Source organism: Streptomyces sp. NPDC037273 (genome assembly GCF_055603625.1).
Genome location: NZ_JBVJVO010000001.1, coordinates 474,813 through 491,948 on the forward strand (window position 1 = coordinate 474,813; position 17,136 = coordinate 491,948).

14 protein-coding genes are annotated in these 17,136 nt (G+C 74.1%); 9 read left to right on the top strand and 5 right to left on the bottom strand.

Translation table 11 applies throughout. From position 1 onward, the window contains the following. Positions 1-118: 118 nt before the first annotated feature. From ppnP to ACZ7G1_RS02095, 4 genes are all read right to left on the bottom strand, one after another. Positions 119-406, bottom strand: a complete 288-nt coding sequence (ppnP, locus tag ACZ7G1_RS02080; RefSeq protein WP_470877673.1) for a pyrimidine/purine nucleoside phosphorylase — start codon at positions 404-406, stop codon at positions 119-121. A 126-nt stretch (positions 407-532) separates the two neighbouring features. Next, positions 533-1,099 (bottom strand): YciI family protein, encoded by a 567-nt coding sequence (locus ACZ7G1_RS02085; protein WP_470877674.1) that lies wholly within the window; start codon positions 1,097-1,099, stop codon positions 533-535. A 28-nt stretch (positions 1,100-1,127) separates the two neighbouring features. Continuing rightward, the gene (locus ACZ7G1_RS02090) at positions 1,128-2,102 is read right to left on the bottom strand and encodes an ADP-ribosylglycohydrolase family protein (RefSeq protein WP_470877675.1); all 975 of its coding nucleotides are present in this window, start codon (positions 2,100-2,102) and stop codon (positions 1,128-1,130) included. Between the two features lie 83 nt (positions 2,103-2,185). Next, entirely contained in the window at positions 2,186-3,049 is an 864-nt protein-coding gene (locus tag ACZ7G1_RS02095) for a potassium channel family protein (RefSeq protein ID WP_470877676.1), read from the bottom strand. Positions 3,050-3,291: 242 nt separating this feature from the next. Between ACZ7G1_RS02095 and ACZ7G1_RS02100 the strand changes: the two genes are divergently transcribed. The 7 genes from ACZ7G1_RS02100 (at position 3,292) to ACZ7G1_RS02130 (ending at position 12,342) form a co-directional block, all read left to right on the top strand. After that, the gene (locus tag ACZ7G1_RS02100; RefSeq protein ID WP_470877677.1) at positions 3,292-4,149 is read left to right on the top strand and encodes an oxygenase MpaB family protein; all 858 of its coding nucleotides are present in this window, start codon (positions 3,292-3,294) and stop codon (positions 4,147-4,149) included. Positions 4,150-4,240: 91 nt separating this feature from the next. Then, positions 4,241-6,568, top strand: coding sequence for a serine/threonine-protein kinase (locus ACZ7G1_RS02105; RefSeq protein ID WP_470877678.1), 2,328 nt, complete (start codon positions 4,241-4,243; stop codon positions 6,566-6,568). 87 nt (positions 6,569-6,655) lie between these two features. Then, positions 6,656-8,224 (top strand): phytoene desaturase family protein, encoded by a 1,569-nt coding sequence (locus tag ACZ7G1_RS02110; protein WP_470877679.1) that lies wholly within the window; start codon positions 6,656-6,658, stop codon positions 8,222-8,224. A gap of 169 nt (positions 8,225-8,393) precedes the next feature. After that, positions 8,394-9,428: an L-threonine 3-dehydrogenase gene (gene tdh / locus ACZ7G1_RS02115; RefSeq protein ID WP_470877680.1), complete on the top strand. Its 1,035-nt coding sequence runs from the start codon at positions 8,394-8,396 to the stop codon at positions 9,426-9,428. Positions 9,429-9,431: 3 nt separating this feature from the next. After that, positions 9,432-10,631, top strand: a complete 1,200-nt coding sequence (locus ACZ7G1_RS02120) for a glycine C-acetyltransferase (protein ID WP_470877681.1) — start codon at positions 9,432-9,434, stop codon at positions 10,629-10,631. Between the two features lie 63 nt (positions 10,632-10,694). Then, positions 10,695-11,603 carry a LysR family transcriptional regulator gene (locus ACZ7G1_RS02125; protein ID WP_470877682.1) on the top strand — a complete coding sequence of 303 codons (909 nt, stop codon included), beginning with the start codon at positions 10,695-10,697 and terminating at the stop codon, positions 11,601-11,603. Positions 11,604-11,901: 298 nt separating this feature from the next. After that, a complete protein-coding gene (locus ACZ7G1_RS02130) occupies positions 11,902-12,342 on the top strand; it encodes a subtilase-type protease inhibitor (RefSeq protein WP_470877683.1) in 441 nt (146 codons plus the stop codon). Positions 12,343-12,421: 79 nt separating this feature from the next. Here ACZ7G1_RS02130 and ACZ7G1_RS02135 read toward each other — a convergent pair whose 3' ends face one another. After that, a complete protein-coding gene (locus tag ACZ7G1_RS02135; protein ID WP_470877684.1) occupies positions 12,422-14,305 on the bottom strand; it encodes a serine hydrolase domain-containing protein in 1,884 nt (627 codons plus the stop codon). 128 nt (positions 14,306-14,433) lie between these two features. Here ACZ7G1_RS02135 and ACZ7G1_RS02140 point away from each other — a divergent pair, with 128 nt between their 5' ends. Beyond that, complete coding sequence (locus tag ACZ7G1_RS02140; protein WP_470877685.1) at positions 14,434-15,546, top strand: NAD(P)H-dependent flavin oxidoreductase; 1,113 nt, start codon at positions 14,434-14,436, stop codon at positions 15,544-15,546. Beyond that, a complete protein-coding gene (locus tag ACZ7G1_RS02145) occupies positions 15,543-17,093 on the top strand; it encodes an acyl-CoA synthetase (protein ID WP_470877686.1) in 1,551 nt (516 codons plus the stop codon). The genes ACZ7G1_RS02140 and ACZ7G1_RS02145 overlap by 4 nt, the downstream gene beginning before the upstream one ends. The last annotated feature ends 43 nt before the right edge of the window (positions 17,094-17,136 follow it).

Below are 17,136 nucleotides of genomic sequence, written 5' to 3' on the forward strand. Positions count from 1 at the left end.
AGCCCGTCGCGGGTGCCGGGTCGGATCAGGGGTCGGGCCCCGGTCGGACCAGCGGTCGGGCCCCGGTCGGGTCAGCGATGTGGTCCCGGTCGGGTCAGCGGTCGGATCCGCGGTCGGGTCAGCGGTATTCGCAGAGGTACGCGGTGTCCACGGCGACCTTGAGCTGGAAGCGGCTGTCGCCGGGGACCTTGAAGTGCTCGCCGGCGGCGAAGGTCTCCCAGTCGGCGGCACCGGGCAGCAGGACCGTGAGGGCGCCGCTGACTACGTGCATGATCTCGGGAGCGGCCGTGCCGAACTCGTACTCGCCGGCGGCCATGACGCCGATGGTCGCGGGGCCTTGCTCCTGGGTGAACGCGATCGACTTGACCGTGCCGTCGAAGTACTCGTTGACCGTAAACATGGGCATCCTCGGGAGAATCGGGCGAAGGGGCGGCCGGAGTGCCGACGCCGGAGCGTCGAGAACCGGCCACGGGTAGGGGCACCCTAACCGGGCGCCGACGGGCCCCTTCGGCCCTTCTCACGTGCTGGACGGTCAGGTCGTCGGACGGCCGCCGAAGGACCAGTCGTGGACCTCGATCTGCGCGTACCGGCCCGGAGTCCGCAGGACGGATGCGGCCGCCGCCGCGTCCGCGGCACGGACCAGGGCCGCCGTGCCCACCCAGGTGGCGCCGTCGTCGGACAGCAGCGGACCGTAGGCGATCAGGTCGTCGCGGTCCGCCGGGCCGTCCGGGGCCGTGAGGTCGACGGCCTCGCCCTCGCCGAAGCCCAGGACCAGGAAGCGGTCGCCGCCCTCACGGCCGCCGGGGAACTCCCACATCGTCCGCCCCAGCACGTTCCGCCACCGCCGCAGCAGGACGTCCCGGTACACGCCCGCCTGGTAGTTGGGCTCGTCGAAGGCGAACGCCCGGGCCGCGGCCGCGTCGGGCAGGTCGATTATGTGGATGCTGCCGGTGCACGCCTCGCCCGCCGCGTCGAAGGTCGGCCCGCGCGCGATCAGCTGCTTCGCGAAGCCGTCCATGTACGCCCAGTGGGCCTCGATCAGTTCCTGCCGCAGGGGCATCGATCCGGCGCGGTCGCGGTGGTAGCAGAGGTATTCCATGGCGCTCAGGATGGGCCACCCGTGACGATCATGTCGAGGGCAGCGGTTCCCGGGCCGCGTGCCAGGCGGCCGGAAGCTTGGCCACGCCCGTACGGGCCGCGATCACCCCGCCCGCGATGGCACACGTGGTGTCGATGTCACCCAGCCCGCCGACCGTCACCCACAGGCCCTCCTCCAGGTCGTCGAGGTGCCCCGCCGCACACCAGAGGGCGTACGGGACCGTGTCGGGACCCGACATCCGGTAGCCGGAACCGAGCACCTCCGCCGCGTGCCGCACCGACGTGCGCTCCGGCATCCGGGCCGCGATCCGCACCCCCGACCGCACGTCGCTCTCGGGCAGCCGCTCGGCCACCTCCCGCAGGAACTCCGGCCGGGCGGGCGCCGCCCCACCGCGGCTCCGCGTCGCCAGCGCCGCGGCGAGAGCCACCGCCACCGCCCCCGCGACCGCCTCCGGATGGTGGTGCGAGACCACGCTCTGCGCGGCCGCGCCCTCGGCCACCGCGTCGAGGTCCCCGGCGAGCCACGCGCCGAGCGGGGCCACCCGCATCGCCGCGCCGTTCCCCCACGACCCTTGGCCCCCGAACTGCCCGGCCACCACCTCGCGCCACGGCTCGCCCGCCCCGATCCTCCGCAGGACGTCGTGCATCGACGCCCCGTACCCGCGATGCGTGTCCTCCGCGTACGCCTCCGCAAGCCGCACGGCCAGCCGGTCCTGGTCGACCGCCCCGCCGCCCTCGGCGAGCTCCCGCACCAGCACCACCGCCTGCGCCGTGTCGTCGCTCCACTGCCACAACGGCTCCGGCGGCGGCACCCGCGCCTCCAGGGCCCCCGGCCCCTCACGGCGCAGAATGCCGAACCAGCGGTCACCGAAGGCATCACCGAACGCGAGCCCGGACAAGGAGTCGAGAACCGGGACAGGGACCGGGACCGGGACGGGGCCGGGGCCGGGGTCGGGGACGGAGGCGGGGTCGGGGACGGAGGCGGGGTCGGGAAGGCTGGTCATCGGAGCAGTATCGCCAGGCGGCGGAACTCCCGGCACCCGCATTTCTGGGCGGGCGTTCGCGGAGCCGTGACGGCCGGCCGCCGTCAGCGCCCGTGGTCCGCCGCGTACGCCGCGAACACCCCCTCGGGGGGCCGGCCCGTGCGCAGGAAGCGCTCGTCGAGGACGGCGGCCAGGTCGTCGAGCGCCGTGCGGAGGACCGAGGCGGAGAGGCGGACGTCCGGGTGGCGGGCCCGCTCGGCGTTCTCCGTCAGGGTGACGGCGTGGCCGAGCCGGGCGGCCAGGGAGATCTTCTCGTCGACGTCGTAGAAGTAGTAGGACTCGGCGTACTGGAGGAAGTCGACGGTCACGGTGGACAGCGCCGAGGCGAGCCCGTCGAGGAGCGCCGCACCACCGGCGGAGTCGATCGCCCCGGCCGTGACGGAGCTGCGGCGCAGGTGGGAGAGGCGCAGGGCGAGCGCTCTGCGGCGGGCGAGCGCCGGGTAGATCCCGAGGACCCAGGCGACGGTCGCCGACAGGAGGGCGAAGCCCACCAGGGCCTCCATCGGCGCGAGGACGCGCAGCCACCCCGACGTCGGCGCGATGTCGCCGAGGCCGAGGGTGGCCAGGGTCACCAGCGACACGTACAGGGCGTCGACCGGGCCCGCGTGCTCGCCGGGGGTGAGCCCCGTGGCGTACGAGAAGTCGTCCGGCATGTGGGGCCAGTAGATCAGCGCCCAGCCGACCGCGAGGACCACCGCCCACACGGCGACGACCGCCATCATGCCCACCGGCCCCGCCAGACCGACCGGCCGCCACCGCGCCCCGCGATGCGCCGACAGCCGCCAGAGGACCCGCATCACCAGCCTGCTCAGCCCGCCGTGCCGGGTGGGGTGCCAGATCGTGTGGAACACGTCCCGCAGGATGAACCCGATCAGCACCGCGCCCGCGGCGACGCACAGCCACGTCATGCCGGCACCGCGGGCCTGAGCGCACCCTCGCTGACCATGCTTCGAGCATGCGCGGCCGAAGGCCGCCCCGCACGCCACGGCCCGCACGCCACGGCCCGCCCGCACGCCCTGCCGCGCGGTACGCGGAGAGCCGCCGCGCGCCGCACGGGCGCCGCCCGTCCGCCTCCGCCCCGGCCCTCCGCCCCGAAGTCGGCGCGTACCGATCGGTTTGCCGGGGCGCGTTCCGGCGTAGCCTGAGCGCCATGAGGCAGGACGCCGATCCCGGGCTTTTCGGGCCCCGTTCCGTGACGTGGCAGGTGCACTCGGACCCGGTGATGTGGATCGCGGGGGTCCGGGCCCTGTGGCTGCAGGCCTTGCATCCGGTCGCCGTGCGGGGCGTGATGATCAACAGCGGCTTCCGGGAGGATCCCTGGGGGCGGTTGATGCGGACGGCGAACTTCGTGGGGACGCTGAGCTACGGGACCACCGAGGCCGCGGAGGCGGCGGGCGCGCGGGTGCGGAAGATCCACCGGCTGCTCGGGGTCGACGACCCCGAACTGCTCCTGTGGGTGCACTGCGCGGAGACGGACTCGTACCTGTCGGTGGCCCGCCGCTCCGGCATCCCGGTGACCGACGCGCAGGCCGACCGGTACGTGGACGAGCACCGGACCTCGGCCCGGCTCGTCGGGCTCGACCCGCGGGGCGTGCCGGGGTCGACCGCCGGGCTCGCCGCCTACTTCGAGGCGATACGGCCCCGCCTCGCGGCCGGCGAGGACGCGCGGACCGTCGAGGACTTCCTGCGCCGCCCGCCGGTGAAACCCGTCCTGGTACCGGCGCGCGAGGTGATCTGGCGGCGCGTCACCGCACTCGCGTACGACACGCTGCCTCCTTACGCCCACGAGCTCTACGGCCGCCCCGCCCCGCCCGCGGAGACGGTCACCCGCCGGCTGGTCGCCACGGCCGGACTCCTCCGCCGCATCCCGGCCGGCCTGCGGTGGCGGCTGCCGCCCCGGCACATCATCCGGGCCGTCGAACGCCTCGGCCCCGAGACCAGGCCCGACCCGTACGTCCGGCTGGCGGCCCGGCTGCCGTCCGGGGGAACGGAACCGGACACCCGCTAGCCGTACCCCGCCCCGTATTCACTGTCCGACCCGGCGGCCATACTGGAGGAGCCGGGCAGGCAGGACGAATCGACGGGGGCGACGGCACGCGATGGGGGACTCGAGACTGATCCACGGCCGGTACCGGCTGCAGGAGGTCATCGGCCGCGGCGGCATGGGCGAGGTCTGGCGCGCCACCGACGAGGCGCTCGGGCGCCGCGTCGCCGTGAAGTGCCTCAAGCCGCTCGGCCCGCAGCAGGACCCGCAGGTCCTCACCGTCGTGCGCGAGCGGTTCCGGCGCGAGGCGCGGGTGGCCGCGGCGCTCCAGCACCGGGGCATCACCGTCGTGCACGACTTCGGCGAGTACGACGGGGTCCTCTTCCTCGTCATGGAGCTCCTGGAGGGGCGCAACCTCAGCCAGCTCCTCGCGGCCAACGCCCAGCAGCCGCTGCCCGTCCAGGACGTCGTCGAGATCGCCGACCAGGTCGCCGACGCCCTCGCCTACACGCACGGCCAGGGCATCGTCCACCGCGACCTCAAGCCGGCGAACATCATGCGGCTGCGGGACGGCACCGTGAAGATCTGCGACTTCGGGATCGCGCGCCTCGGCGCCGACATGGGCTTCACCTCGAAGCTCACCGGGACCGGGATCGCCATGGGCACCCCCCACTACATGTCGCCCGAGCAGATCGGCGGCAGCGAGGTCGACCACCGCAGCGACCTCTACTCCCTCGGCTGTGTGCTCTACGAACTGGCCACCGGCGCCCCGCCCTTCGACCTCGGCGACTCCTGGGCCATCCTCATCGGCCACCGCGACACCGTGCCGCGCCCGCCGCGCACCCTCCGCGCCGAGCTCCCGCCCTTCTTCGACCGCCTCGTCGTCGACCTGCTCGCCAAGGCCCCCGAGGAGCGCCCCCCGCATGCCGCGGACCTGCGCCGCCACATCGCCCTGGGCCGCGTGTCGACCGTCCTCCAGCCCGGCTCCACGCCTCCTCCGCCCGGCCCGTGGCCCGGCGACACCGCCCCCTACCCGGTCCCGGGTCAGCCCCCGGTCGGCCCGGACCCGGTGACACCCGCGCCGGTGCCCGCGCCCGTGCCCGCGTGGGCGCGGGGGATCGGCGGCGGACACCGTCCGGCCGCCGACGCCCCCCACGAGGCCGCCGCCGGCGCCCCACCCCGGCCGGTGGCCCACGACCCCGCCGCCGCCGTCCTCACCACCGAGTGGACCACCGCCGGCCCCCCGTCGGACGTCCCCGCACCCGCGCCGCACGCCGCCGCGAGCACCCCTCACGCGCCCGCCGCTCCCGCGCCCGCCGAGCTCGTCGCCGTGCTCGCCGGCCGTCACCGCGCGGGCATGGGACTCGGCAGGCTCGGCCGCTGGGAGGAGGCCGAGTCCGTGCACCGGTCCGTCGCCGATGACCGTTCGCGGGCGCTCGGCGACGACCATCCGGACACCCTGGCCAGCCAGTACGAGGTCGGGTTCGCGCTGGCCAGACTCGACCGCCCGGCGGAGGCGCTGGGCGTCTTCGGCCGGGTCGCCGACGTGCGCGCCAGGGTCCTGGGCGATGACCACGCCGACACGCTGGCGGCGCGGCAGGAACGGGCTTACGCGCTGGGCCGGTTGGGGCGCCACGGGGAGGCGTACGAGCTGTACGCGGAGGTGCTTGCGGCCCGTGAGCGGACGGTGGGCCCCGACCACCCGGACACCCTGCGGTGCCGTCACAACCTGGCGTTCACGCTGGGCAGGCTCGGCCGCCTCGAGGAGTCGTACCGTACGGCGCACGAGGTCGCGGAGGCGCGGGCCCGGCTGCTGGGCGAGGGTCATCCCGACACCCTGGTGACCCGTCACGAAGTGGCGTACACGCTGGGGAAGCTGGGGCGCGGGCAGGAGGCGCTCACCGAGTACCGGGCGGTGGCCGACGCGCGCGCCGCGGCCCTCGGCCCCGACCATCCGGACACCCTCGCCGCCCGGTACGAGACCGGCGTCCACCTCGGCCGTCTCGGCCAGGCCGCGGACGCGCTCGACGTCTGCCGGGACCTCGTCGCCGCCCGTACCCGCGCACAGGGCGCCGACGCGCCCGAGACGCTGCGGGTCCGCCACGCCCTCGCGGTCAACCTCGGCCGGCTGGGCCGCTGGCCGGAGGCCCTCGCGGAGTCGGAGACCGTGTACGCGGACCGGGCGCGGGTCCTGGGCGCGGAGCACTCCGACACCCTGCTCAGCCGCCGGGAGGCCGCCGTCGCCCTCGGCCGGCTGGGCCGCTGGGAGGAGGCACGGGAGTCGCACGGGGCGATCGCCGCGGCCCGCACGCGGCTCCTCGGCCCCGCCCACCCCGACACCCTCGCCGCCCTCGACGACGAGGCCCACTGCCTGGAGCGCCTCGGCCGCCACGCCGAAGCCGCCGCGCTCCACCTGCGCGCGGCCACCCCGCCCCCGTCCTGACCGGCACTCCCCAAGGCTGTTCAGGCCACTGACCGGTTCCCGCCAGGTCCTCTTCCGCGCGCCGCCGGCCGCGTGTGAGCATGAGCCATGACCGACCTCGACGCGCCGCAGGGCGCCCCGGCCGCAGCCCGTCCGTACGACGCCGTGATCGTCGGGGCGGGCCACAACGGCCTTGTCGCCGCCGCCTATCTGGCGCGAGCCGGAAAGAGCGTTCTGGTGCTGGAGCGGCTCGGCTCCACGGGTGGGGCGGCGGTGTCGACGCGGCCGTTCGCGGGGGTGGACGCGCGGCTCTCCCGGTACTCGTACCTGGTGTCGCTGCTGCCGGAGAAGATCGTGCGGGAGCTGGGGCTGCGGTTCGAGGTGCGGAAGCGGTCGGTGTCCTCGTACACGCCGAAGGGCGACGGGGGGCTGCTCGTCGGGGGAGGGGCCGAGCGGACGCGGGCCTCGTTCGCGGCGCTGACGGGTTCGGACCGGGAGTACGAGGCCTGGGAGGCCTTCTACGGCCGTACGGCCCGGGCGGCGCGGCGGATCTTCCCCACGCTGACCGAGCCGCTGCCCACGCGTGCGGCGCTGCGCGCCCGGGTCGACGACGAGGAGACCTGGCGGATGCTCTTCGAGGAGCCGCTGGGCGTCGCCGTGGAGCGGAGTTTCGCCGACGACCTGGTGCGCGGTGTCGTCCTCACCGACGCCCTCATCGGCACGTTCGCCGACGCCCACGACCCGGCGCTGCCGCAGAACCGGTGCTTCCTCTACCACGTCATCGGCGGCGGCACCGGGGACTGGGACGTGCCCGTCGGCGGCATGGGCGCCCTGACGGACGCGCTCGCCGACGCGGCCCGGGCGGCCGGGGCCCGGATCGTCACGGGCCACGAGGCCACCCGGATCGAGACCGACGGGCGGCGCGCCGAGATCACGTACCGCACCGCCGACGGCGAGGGCACCGTCCAGGCGGGGCACGTCCTCGTCAACGCCTCGCCGAGGGAGCTCGCGGTCCTGCTCGGCGAGACGGCGCCGCCCGCCGCGGAAGGCGCGCAGCTGAAGGTCAACATGCTGCTGACGCGGCTGCCGAGGCTCCGCGACCGCTCCGTCGACCCGCGCGAGGCGTTCGCCGGGACGTTCCACATCGCCGAGGGGTACGGGCAGCTGGCCACCGCGTACGAGGAGGCGGCCGCCGGCAACCTGCCCAGCGCGCCACCCTCCGAGATCTACTGCCACTCCCTCACCGACCCGACGATCCTCGGCCCCGAGCTCGCGGCCCGGGGGCACCAGACCCTGACCCTGTTCGGCCTGTACACCCCCGCCCGGCTCTTCGCCGCGGACAACGACGGCGCGCGTGCCGCCCTCCTGAAGGCGACCCTCGACCAGCTCGACGCGCACCTCGACGAGCCGATCGCCGACTGTCTGGCCCTCGACGCGGAGGGCCGGCCGTGCGTCGAGGCGAAGACCCCGCTCGACCTCGAACGGGAGCTGCGGCTCCCCGGCGGCCACATCTTCCACCGCGACCTGTCCTTCCCGTACGAGGCGGACGGCGCGGGCCGCTGGGGAGTGGAGACCGGGCACGCCAACCTGCTGCTCTGCGGGGCGGGCGCGATCCGGGGCGGCGGGGTGAGCGGCATCCCGGGCCACAACGCGGCGATGGCGGTGCTGGGACGTTGACGCGTGGCGGCCTTCCGGCGGGGGTGTGAAGCTGATCTGCGAGCGCGCTTAAGAAATCCTCGATGGACCGGGAGCGCGACGTACGGAAGATTCTCTTCCAGGGATCTTGGGCACGCAGCCGTGCCCGCAACCCCACATCACAGGAACACGCACGTCGGGAGCCGTTGCATTGAAGGCGCTGGTCAAGCTGAAGGCGGAGCCGGGACTCTGGCTCACGGACGTGCCCGAGCCGGAGACCGGCCCGGGGGACGTGCTCATCAAGGTCAAGCGGACCGGCATCTGCGGCACCGACCTGCACATCCGCTCGTGGGACGGCTGGGCGCAGAAGACCATCGCCACCCCGCTGACGATCGGCCACGAGTTCGTCGGCGAGGTCGTCTCCGTCGGCCGTGACGTCGCCGACATCGCCATCGGCGACCTGGTGAGCGGCGAGGGCCACCTCGTCTGCGGCAAGTGCCGCAACTGTCTGGCCGGCCGCCGCCACCTCTGCCGCGCCACCATCGGTCTCGGCGTCGGCCGCGACGGCGCCTTCGCCGAGTACGTCGCGCTGCCCGCCTCCAACGTGTGGGTGCACCGCGTCCCCGTCGACCTCGACGTCGCCGCGATCTTCGACCCGTTCGGCAACGCCGTGCACACCGCGCTCTCCTTCCCGCTCGTCGGCGAGGACGTCCTGGTCACCGGCGCGGGCCCGATCGGCATCATGGCCGCCGCCGTCGCCAAGCACGCCGGCGCCCGCAACGTCGTCATCACCGACGTCAGCGAGGAGCGCCTCGCCCTGGCCCGCAAGACGGGCGTCTCCCTCGCCCTCAACGTCGCCGAGCAGACCATCGCCGACGGCCAGCGCACCCTCGGGCTCAAGGAGGGCTTCGACGTCGGCCTGGAGATGTCCGGCAACCCGCACGCGATGCGTGACATGGTCGCCAACATGACCAACGGCGGAAAGATCGCCATGCTCGGCCTGCCCGCCGAGGACTTCGCCGTCGACTGGGCGAAGATCGTCACGTCCATGATCACGGTCAAGGGCATCTACGGCCGCGAGATGTTCGAGACCTGGTACGCGATGTCGGTGCTTCTGGAGGCGGGTCTCGACCTCAGCCCCGTCATCACCGGCCGCTACGACTTCACCGACTTCGAGGCCGCCTTCGACGACGCGGCCTCCGGCAAGAGCGGCAAGATCATCCTCGACTGGACTGCGGGAGCCTGATTCATGTTCGATTCCGTACGCGACGACATCCGTACCACCCTCGACGAGATCCGCGAGGCCGGGCTGCACAAGCCCGAGCGCGTCATCGGCACCCCGCAGTCGGCCACCGTCGCCGTCACCGCGGGCGGCCGCCCCGGCGAGGTCCTGAACTTCTGCGCCAACAACTACCTCGGCCTCGCCGACAACCCCGAGATCATCGCGGCCGCCCACGAGGCGCTCGACCGCTGGGGCTACGGCATGGCGTCCGTCCGCTTCATCTGCGGCACCCAGGAGGTCCACAAGGAGCTGGAGGCGCGGCTTTCCTCGTTCCTCGGCCAGGAGGACACGATCCTCTACTCCTCCTGCTTCGACGCCAACGGCGGCGTCTTCGAGACGATCCTCGGCCCCGAGGACGCCGTCATCTCCGACGCCCTCAACCACGCCTCGATCATCGACGGCATCCGCCTCTCCAAGGCCCGCCGCTTCCGCTACGCCAACCGCGACATGGCCGACCTGGAGCAGCAGCTCAAGGCCGCCGTCGAGGGCGGCGCCCGCCGCAAGCTGATCGTCACCGACGGCGTCTTCTCCATGGACGGCTACGTCGCCCCGCTCGACGAGATCTGCGACCTCGCCGAGCAGTACGACGCCATGGTCATGGTCGACGACTCGCACGCCGTCGGCTTCGTCGGCCCCGGCGGCCGCGGCACCCCCGAGCTGCACGGCGTCATGGACCGCGTCGACATCATCACCGGCACCCTCGGCAAGGCCCTCGGCGGTGCCTCCGGCGGCTACGTCGCGGCCCGCGCCGAGATCGTCGCCCTGCTGCGCCAGCGCTCGCGCCCGTACCTCTTCTCGAACACCCTCGCCCCGGTCATCGCCGCCGCCTCCCTCAAGGTCCTCGACCTCCTGGAGTCCGCCGGCGACCTGCGCGAGCGCCTGAACGCCAACACGGCGCTCTTCCGCTCCCGCATGACCGAGGAGGGCTTCGACATCCTCCCCGGCGACCACGCCATCGCCCCCGTCATGATCGGCGACGCCGCCGTCGCCGGCCGCATGGCCGAGCTGCTCCTGGAGCGCGGCGTGTACGTGATCGGCTTCTCGTACCCGGTCGTGCCGCAGGGCCAGGCGCGCATCCGCGTGCAGCTGTCCGCCGCGCACTCGACGGAGGACGTGAACCGGGCCGTCGACGCCTTCGTGGACGCCCGCGCGGCCCTCGACGTCTGAGCGGGGCGCGGCAGGGCCCCGCGAGGGGCCTGAGCAGGGCTCCGGCCCTGCGAAAATAGGAACATGATCGAAGCGCGGCGGTTGCACATCCTCCGTGCGGTGGCAGACCACCGCACGGTCACGGCGGCGGCCGCCGCGCTCTATCTCACCCCCTCCGCGGTCTCCCAGCAGCTCGCCGCCCTCGAGCAGGAGACCGGTCACCGCCTGGTCGACCGCAACGCCCGCGGCGCGCGGCTCACCCCGGCCGGCGAGATCCTGCTCAGCCACGCCAACGCCGTCCTGGCCCAGCTGGAGCGCGCCGAGTCCGAACTCGCCGCCTACGGCTCGGGCGAGGCCGGTACGGTCACGGTCGCGGCCTTCGCCACCGGCATCGGCCTCGTGGTGGCCCCCGCCATCGCCGCCCTCTCCCGCACCGCGCCCGGCATCCGGGTCCGGGTGCGGGACGCCGAGGGCGACGAGAGCCTGATGATGGTCCTCGACCGGCAGGTCGACGTGGCCGTCGCCGTCGAGTACCGGGGCGCCCCCGGCGAGGACGACGCCCGGCTCACCCGCGTCCCCCTCTACGCGGAACCCTTCGACGCGGTCCTGCCGCCGGGCCACCCGCTGGCCGCCGGCGAGCGCGTCGCGCTCGGGGACCTCGCCAAGGACGCCTGGATCGGCCAGTCCGTCGGCAACCCCTGCCGCGATGTGACGGTCCTGGCCTGCGAGTTCGCCGGATTCGCACCGCGCCTCGAACACGCCTCCGACGACTTCCGCGCCGTCGTCGCCCTCGCCTCCGCCGCGGCCGGCGTGGCGCTCGTGCCGCGCTCCGCCCTGCGCGGCGTGGAGCTCACCGGTGTGGAGGTCCGCCCCGTCGACGGCGTCGCGCCGACGCGCCGGGTCTTCGCCGCGGTGCGGCGTGGCGCCGAGGACCACCCGCTGATCAGCCCGGTCCTCGCGGCGCTCGGTGACGCGGCAGGACCCCGGAGCTGACGGCAGACTTCCGGACGATCAAGCGCTCGTACGATTGCTCCAATCTCGAACTTTTCCCGCGTCCGCGCAGGTGAGGGGGTCGTGCAAGCTTGTACAGCCCTCCGGTCGCACGGGCCTCTGACCGCTCGTGACCCGTCCCGCACCCCTCCCCAGCTCCCCGAACGACCAATCGGTCGGGATCGATACGTGCATACGGCCGGAAAATGCGGACGGATGTGCGATCACTCTTCGCGTCGACAAGACTCCTCTCCGCAGCCGACCGGCTCGCACCCCCGAACCCACGCGAAGGGACACCCCCGTGCTTTACTTCCGTACCCTCGGCGCCACCGCGCTCGCCACCCTCACCGGCCTCGCCCTCATCGGCACCGCGATCACCGGCACCGCCGAGGCCGCGCCCGCCGGCCTCTACCCGCCGTCGGCCCTCGTCCTCACCCTCGGCGAGGGCGACGACCCCGCCACCGCCAGGATCGTCCGCGCCGTCACCCTGAGCTGCGCCCCCACCCCCGGCGGCACCTACCCCAGCCCCGCGACCGCCTGCGCCGAACTCGCCGCGTCCGAAGGCGACCTGGGCGCCCTGACGGCCTTAGCGGGCCGCCGCCCCTGTACCCGCGAGTGGGCCCCCGTGACGATCACCGGCGACGGCGTCTGGCAGGGCCGCCGCGTCTCCTGGTCGGAGACCTACTCCAACGCCTGTGACCTGCGCGCCCGCACGGCCAGGACGACGGCCCTCACCTTCTGACCCACCCATCCGCCCGGCCTCGGCCGGCTTCCGCGCGAGGCCCCGACCGCCTCCCCGTACGGCCCGCCCCGCGCGGGGCTCAGTCGGCCGAGCGGTCCCAGCCCCGGGCCTCGATCCGCGCCCCGTCCGCCGGCCGGGCGTCGTCGAACACCGGCCGCCCCGCCGCGTCCAGGAGCCTCAGCCCGTCCACGTACACGCCCCGCCCCACGTACCGCCGGTCCGTGGTGTACCGCCAGCGAAGCAGTACCGGGGCTCCGGGCAGCGGCGCGGACACGGTGTGCCAGCGGCGGCCCGACCAGCCGCCGACCGCGCCCGTCGGCCGCGGGAGCCCGCGGTCGACGGTGAAGGGCACGGGCCGCCAGCTCGTGCCGCCGTCGGCGGAGGACTCCAGGACGACGGGGTCGGCGCCCGGCTCGGTGTCCCACCACAGCGCGCACCGCAGGGACGTGGCGCCCGGGGCGGAAGGGAGCGTCAGTGTCGCGGTCGTGGCGCTCGCCATGCCGGCGAACCAGGGGGCGTGCCGGCCGGGCGAGGTGCGGTTCCGGGCGGGGCGCACCGGGACCGCGCGGGCCAGGGCGTCCGCCGTGGCGACGCGCGGGGCGGAGCCGGAGCGCCAGGAGCGGACGGGGTGGACGGAGTTGCCGAGGACGATCAGGAAGGAGTCGGTCGTCGGGTCGAGGACGAGGCTGGTGCCGGTGAAGCCGGTGTGGCCGGCCGTGTGGGGCGTGGCCATCGCGCCCATGTACCAGTGCTGGTAGAGCTCGAAGCCGAGACCGTGCTCGTCGCCGGGGAAAGCGGTGTTGAAGTCGGTGAACATCAGCTCCACGGAGGCGGGGGAGAGGATGCGGGCCCGGCCGTAGGCCCCGCCGTTGAGGAGCGTGCGGGCGAGGACGGCGAGGTCCCAGGCGCACGAGAAGATCCCGGCGTGGCCGGCGATCCCGCCGAGACCGTAGGCGTTCTCGTCGTGGACCTCGCCCCACACCATGCCCCGGTCGAGGCCGGACCACGGCGGTCGGGCGTCCTCGGTGGCGGCGATGTCGGGCCGCCACGAGAGCGGCGGGTTGAAACGCGTGCGGTGCATCCCGAGCGGAGCGGTGATCTCGTCGTGGAGCAGTGTCTCCAGACCGCGAGCGGTGATCTCCTCCAGGATCAGCTGGAGCGTGACCAGATTCAGATCCGAGTAGAGGTACGTGGATCCCGGCGGGCTCACCGGCTTCTCCGCCCACAGCAGCCGCAGCTTCCCCTCCCGCGTCGGTTCCCGGTACAGCGGGATCCAGGACCTGAACCCCGAGGTGTGGGTGAGCAGCTGACGGACTGTGATGTCCCCCTTCCCGCCGCCCCCGAACTCCGGCAGATACGTCGTGACCCTCGCCTCCAGGTCCAGGGCCCCGCGCTCGATCTGCTGCACCGCCAGGATCGAGGTGAACAGCTTGGTGACCGACGCCAGGTCGAAGACGGTGTCCTCGGTCATCGGCCGCCGCTCCTCGGGCGGCAGCTCGACCCCGGTGCCGGTCTTCTCGTCGTACGCCGCGTACCGCACGGCCCAACCGATCGCCCGGTGCAGGGCGACGGTCCCGCCGCGCCCGGCGAGCAGCACCGCGCCCGCGTACCAGGGATGGTCCGGGGACGGCCCCAGGAAGGACTCGGCCTCCGTGACCAGCCGGTCCAGGTGAGGGGCGAGCAGCCCCGCCCGCTCGGCCGACCCCCGGCGCAGGGTGGTCCGCCGCGCCGCGGAGAAGCCACCGGACCCGGAACCGAACCCGCCCTCGGGCCCGAACCCGCCCTCGGGCCCCACGGCGCTCCCGGACCCGGCCGAGGGCGTGCCCCCCGCCCCCGTACCCCGCTCCGGGGACGCCGCCGCCCCTGGCACCGCACCGATCATCAGCGCACCTCCGAGGGCCAGGATGCCGCCGCCGAAGGCGCGGCGGCTCGGCCCTCCCTCTCGCTTCGCGTGCTCCGTCATGCCCACCCTCTCCCACGGGGGCCGACGGCGAAACCCGGGCGCGCCGCCAACCGTCCGACCGCAAAGAATCTGACGATGCATCAGAAAACCTCTTCCCTCCGTCGCACGGCTGGGGCATCCTGCCGCCCATGAAGACGGAGCTGAGTCGCACCCTGGGGATCGAGCACGCCATCTTCGGCTTCACGCCCTTCCCCGCGGTGGCCGCCGCACTGACCAGAGCGGGCGGGTTCGGCGTCCTGGGCGCGGTCCGCTACACCGCCCCCGACGACCTCGCCCGCGACCTCGACTGGATGCAGGAGCACACCGACGGGCTGCCCTACGGCCTCGACGTCGTGATGCCCGCGAAGAAGGCGGTCGAAGGGGTCACCGAGGCCGAGATCGAGGCCATGATCCCCGAGGAGCACCGGGCGTTCGTCCGCGCGACCCTCGCCAAGCACGGCGTGCCCGAACTCGCCGAGGGCGAGGCCTCCGGCTGGCGGATCACCGGCTGGATGGAGCAGGTCGCCCGCAGCCAGCTGGACGTGGCCTTCGACTACCCCATCAAGCTGCTCGCCAACGCCCTCGGCTCGCCGCCGCCGGACGTCGTCGCCCGCGCCCACGAACACGGCGTGCTCGTCGCCGCCCTCGCCGGCAGCGCCCGGCACGCCCGGCACCACGCCGAGGCGGGCATCGACGTCGTCGTCGCCCAGGGCTACGAAGCCGGCGGCCACACCGGCGAGATCGCCTCCATGGTCCTCACCCCCGAGGTCGTCGACGCCGTCTCCCCGCTCCCCGTGCTCGCCGCCGGAGGCATCGGCAGCGGCGAACAGATCGCCGCAGGACTCGCGCTCGGCGCCCAGGGCGTCTGGCTCGGCTCGATCTGGCTCACCACCACCGAGGCCGAGCTGCACTCCCGCGCCCTCACCGAGAAGCTCCTCGCCGCCGGTTCCGGCGACACGGTCCGCTCCCGCGCCCTGACCGGCAAGCCCGCCCGTCAGCTCCGTACCGAATGGACCGACGCCTGGGACGACCCGGCGGGCCCCGGCCCGCTCCCCATGCCGCTCCAAGGGCTCTTGGTCGCCGAGGCCGTCTCCCGTATCCAGAAGTACGAGGTCGAGCCGCTCCTCGGCACCCCCGTCGGCCAGATCGTCGGCCGGATGAACTCCGAGCGCAGCGTCCAGCAGGTCGTCGACGAGCTCACCCGCGGCTTCGAGAAGGCCGTCGACCGCATCAACCGCATCGCCGGACGGAGCGCCCAGTGAGCAACGGTCCCACCGGATTCTGGTCCCAGGCGGCCGCCGACCCCGGCCGCACGGTGCTCGTCGCGCCCGACGGCGAGGAGTGGAGCGCCGGGCAGCTGCACGCGGCGGCCAACCGTCTCGTGCACGGGCTGCGCGCCGCGGGCCTGGAGCGCGGCGACGCCTTCGCCGTCGTGCTGCCCAACGGTCCCGAGTTCTTCACGGCCCATCTGGCCGCCACCCAGGCCGGCTTCTACCTCGTGCCGGTCAACCACCACTTCGTCGGCCCCGAGATCGCCTGGATCGTCGCCGACTCCGGCGCCAAGGTCCTCATCGCCCACGAGCGGTTCGCCGACGCGGTCACCCTCGCCGCCGACGAGGCCGGACTCGCCGCCACGCACCGGTACGCGGTCGGCGCCGTCCCCGGCTTCCGGCCGTACGCCGAACTCCTCGACGGCCAGGACGAGGCGGCCCCCGCCGACCGCACCCTCGGCTGGGTCATGAACTACACCTCCGGCACCACCGGACGCCCCCGCGGCATCCGCCGGCCCCTCCCCGGAAAGCTCCCCGAGGAGACCCACCTCGGCGGCTTCCTCGGCATCTTCGGCATCCGGCCCGCCGAAGGGAACGTCCACCTCGTCTGCTCCCCGCTCTACCACACGGCCGTGCTCCAGTTCGCCGCGGCCGCCCTCCACATCGGACACCCGCTCGTCCTGATGGACCGCTGGACACCGGAGGAGATGCTCCGCCTCATCGACCGGTACGCCTGCACCCACACGCACATGGTCCCCACCCAGTTCCACCGGCTGCTCGCCCTCCCGCAGGACGTACGGGGGCGCTACGACGTCTCCTCGATGCGCCACGCCATCCACGGCGCCGCGCCCTGCCCCGAGCACGTCAAGCGGGCGATGATCGACTGGTGGGGGCGCTGCGTCGAGGAGTACTACGCGGCCAGCGAGGGCGGCGGCGCCTTCGCCACCGCCGAGGAGTGGCTGAAGCGCCCCGGCACGGTCGGCAGGGCCTGGCCCATCAGCGAACTCGCCGTCTTCGACGACGACGGGAAGCGGCTGCCGGCCGGCGAAGTCGGCACCGTCTACCTCAAGATGAACACCGGCGGCTTCCAGTACCACAAGGACGAGGCCAAGACCGCGAAGAACCGCATCGGCGACTTCTTCACCGTCGGCGACCTCGGCGTCCTCGACGAGGACGGCTACCTCTACCTCCGCGACCGCAAGATCGACATGATCATCTCCGGCGGCGTCAACATCTACCCCGCCGAGATCGAGGCCGCCCTCCTCTCCCACCCCGCCGTCGCCGACGCCGCCGCCTTCGGCATCCCCCACGCCGACTGGGGCGAAGAGGTCAAGGCCGTCGTCGAGGCCGCCGAAGGCCACCACCCGGGACCCGACCTCGCCGCTGCCATCCTCGCCCACTGCGCCGACCGCCTCGCCGGCTTCAAACGCCCCAAATCCGTCGACTTCATCCCCGCCATGCCCCGCGACCCCAACGGCAAGCTCTACAAGCGCCGCCTCCGCGACCCGTACTGGGAGGGCCACGACCGGCCCCTGTGATCTCCCGCGCCCCGCACCCGGAACCGATCGGGGTGCGGGGTGC

Bases quoted from the DNA above. Each gene is read 5' to 3' on its own strand.
- ppnP (WP_470877673.1), bottom strand. From the start codon at position 406: ATGCCCATGTTTACGGTCAACGAGTACTTCGACGGCACGGTCAAGTCG.
- ACZ7G1_RS02085 (WP_470877674.1), bottom strand. From the start codon at position 1,099: ATGGAATACCTCTGCTACCACCGCGACCGCGCCGGATCGATGCCCCTG.
- ACZ7G1_RS02090 (WP_470877675.1), bottom strand. From the start codon at position 2,102: ATGACCAGCCTTCCCGACCCCGCCTCCGTCCCCGACCCCGCCTCCGTC.
- ACZ7G1_RS02095 (WP_470877676.1), bottom strand. From the start codon at position 3,049: ATGACGTGGCTGTGCGTCGCCGCGGGCGCGGTGCTGATCGGGTTCATC.
- ACZ7G1_RS02100 (WP_470877677.1), top strand. From the start codon at position 3,292: ATGAGGCAGGACGCCGATCCCGGGCTTTTCGGGCCCCGTTCCGTGACG.
- ACZ7G1_RS02105 (WP_470877678.1), top strand. From the start codon at position 4,241: ATGGGGGACTCGAGACTGATCCACGGCCGGTACCGGCTGCAGGAGGTC.
- ACZ7G1_RS02110 (WP_470877679.1), top strand. From the start codon at position 6,656: ATGACCGACCTCGACGCGCCGCAGGGCGCCCCGGCCGCAGCCCGTCCG.
- ACZ7G1_RS02120 (WP_470877681.1), top strand. From the start codon at position 9,432: ATGTTCGATTCCGTACGCGACGACATCCGTACCACCCTCGACGAGATC.
- ACZ7G1_RS02125 (WP_470877682.1), top strand. From the start codon at position 10,695: ATGATCGAAGCGCGGCGGTTGCACATCCTCCGTGCGGTGGCAGACCAC.
- ACZ7G1_RS02135 (WP_470877684.1), bottom strand. From the start codon at position 14,305: ATGACGGAGCACGCGAAGCGAGAGGGAGGGCCGAGCCGCCGCGCCTTC.
- ACZ7G1_RS02140 (WP_470877685.1), top strand. From the start codon at position 14,434: ATGAAGACGGAGCTGAGTCGCACCCTGGGGATCGAGCACGCCATCTTC.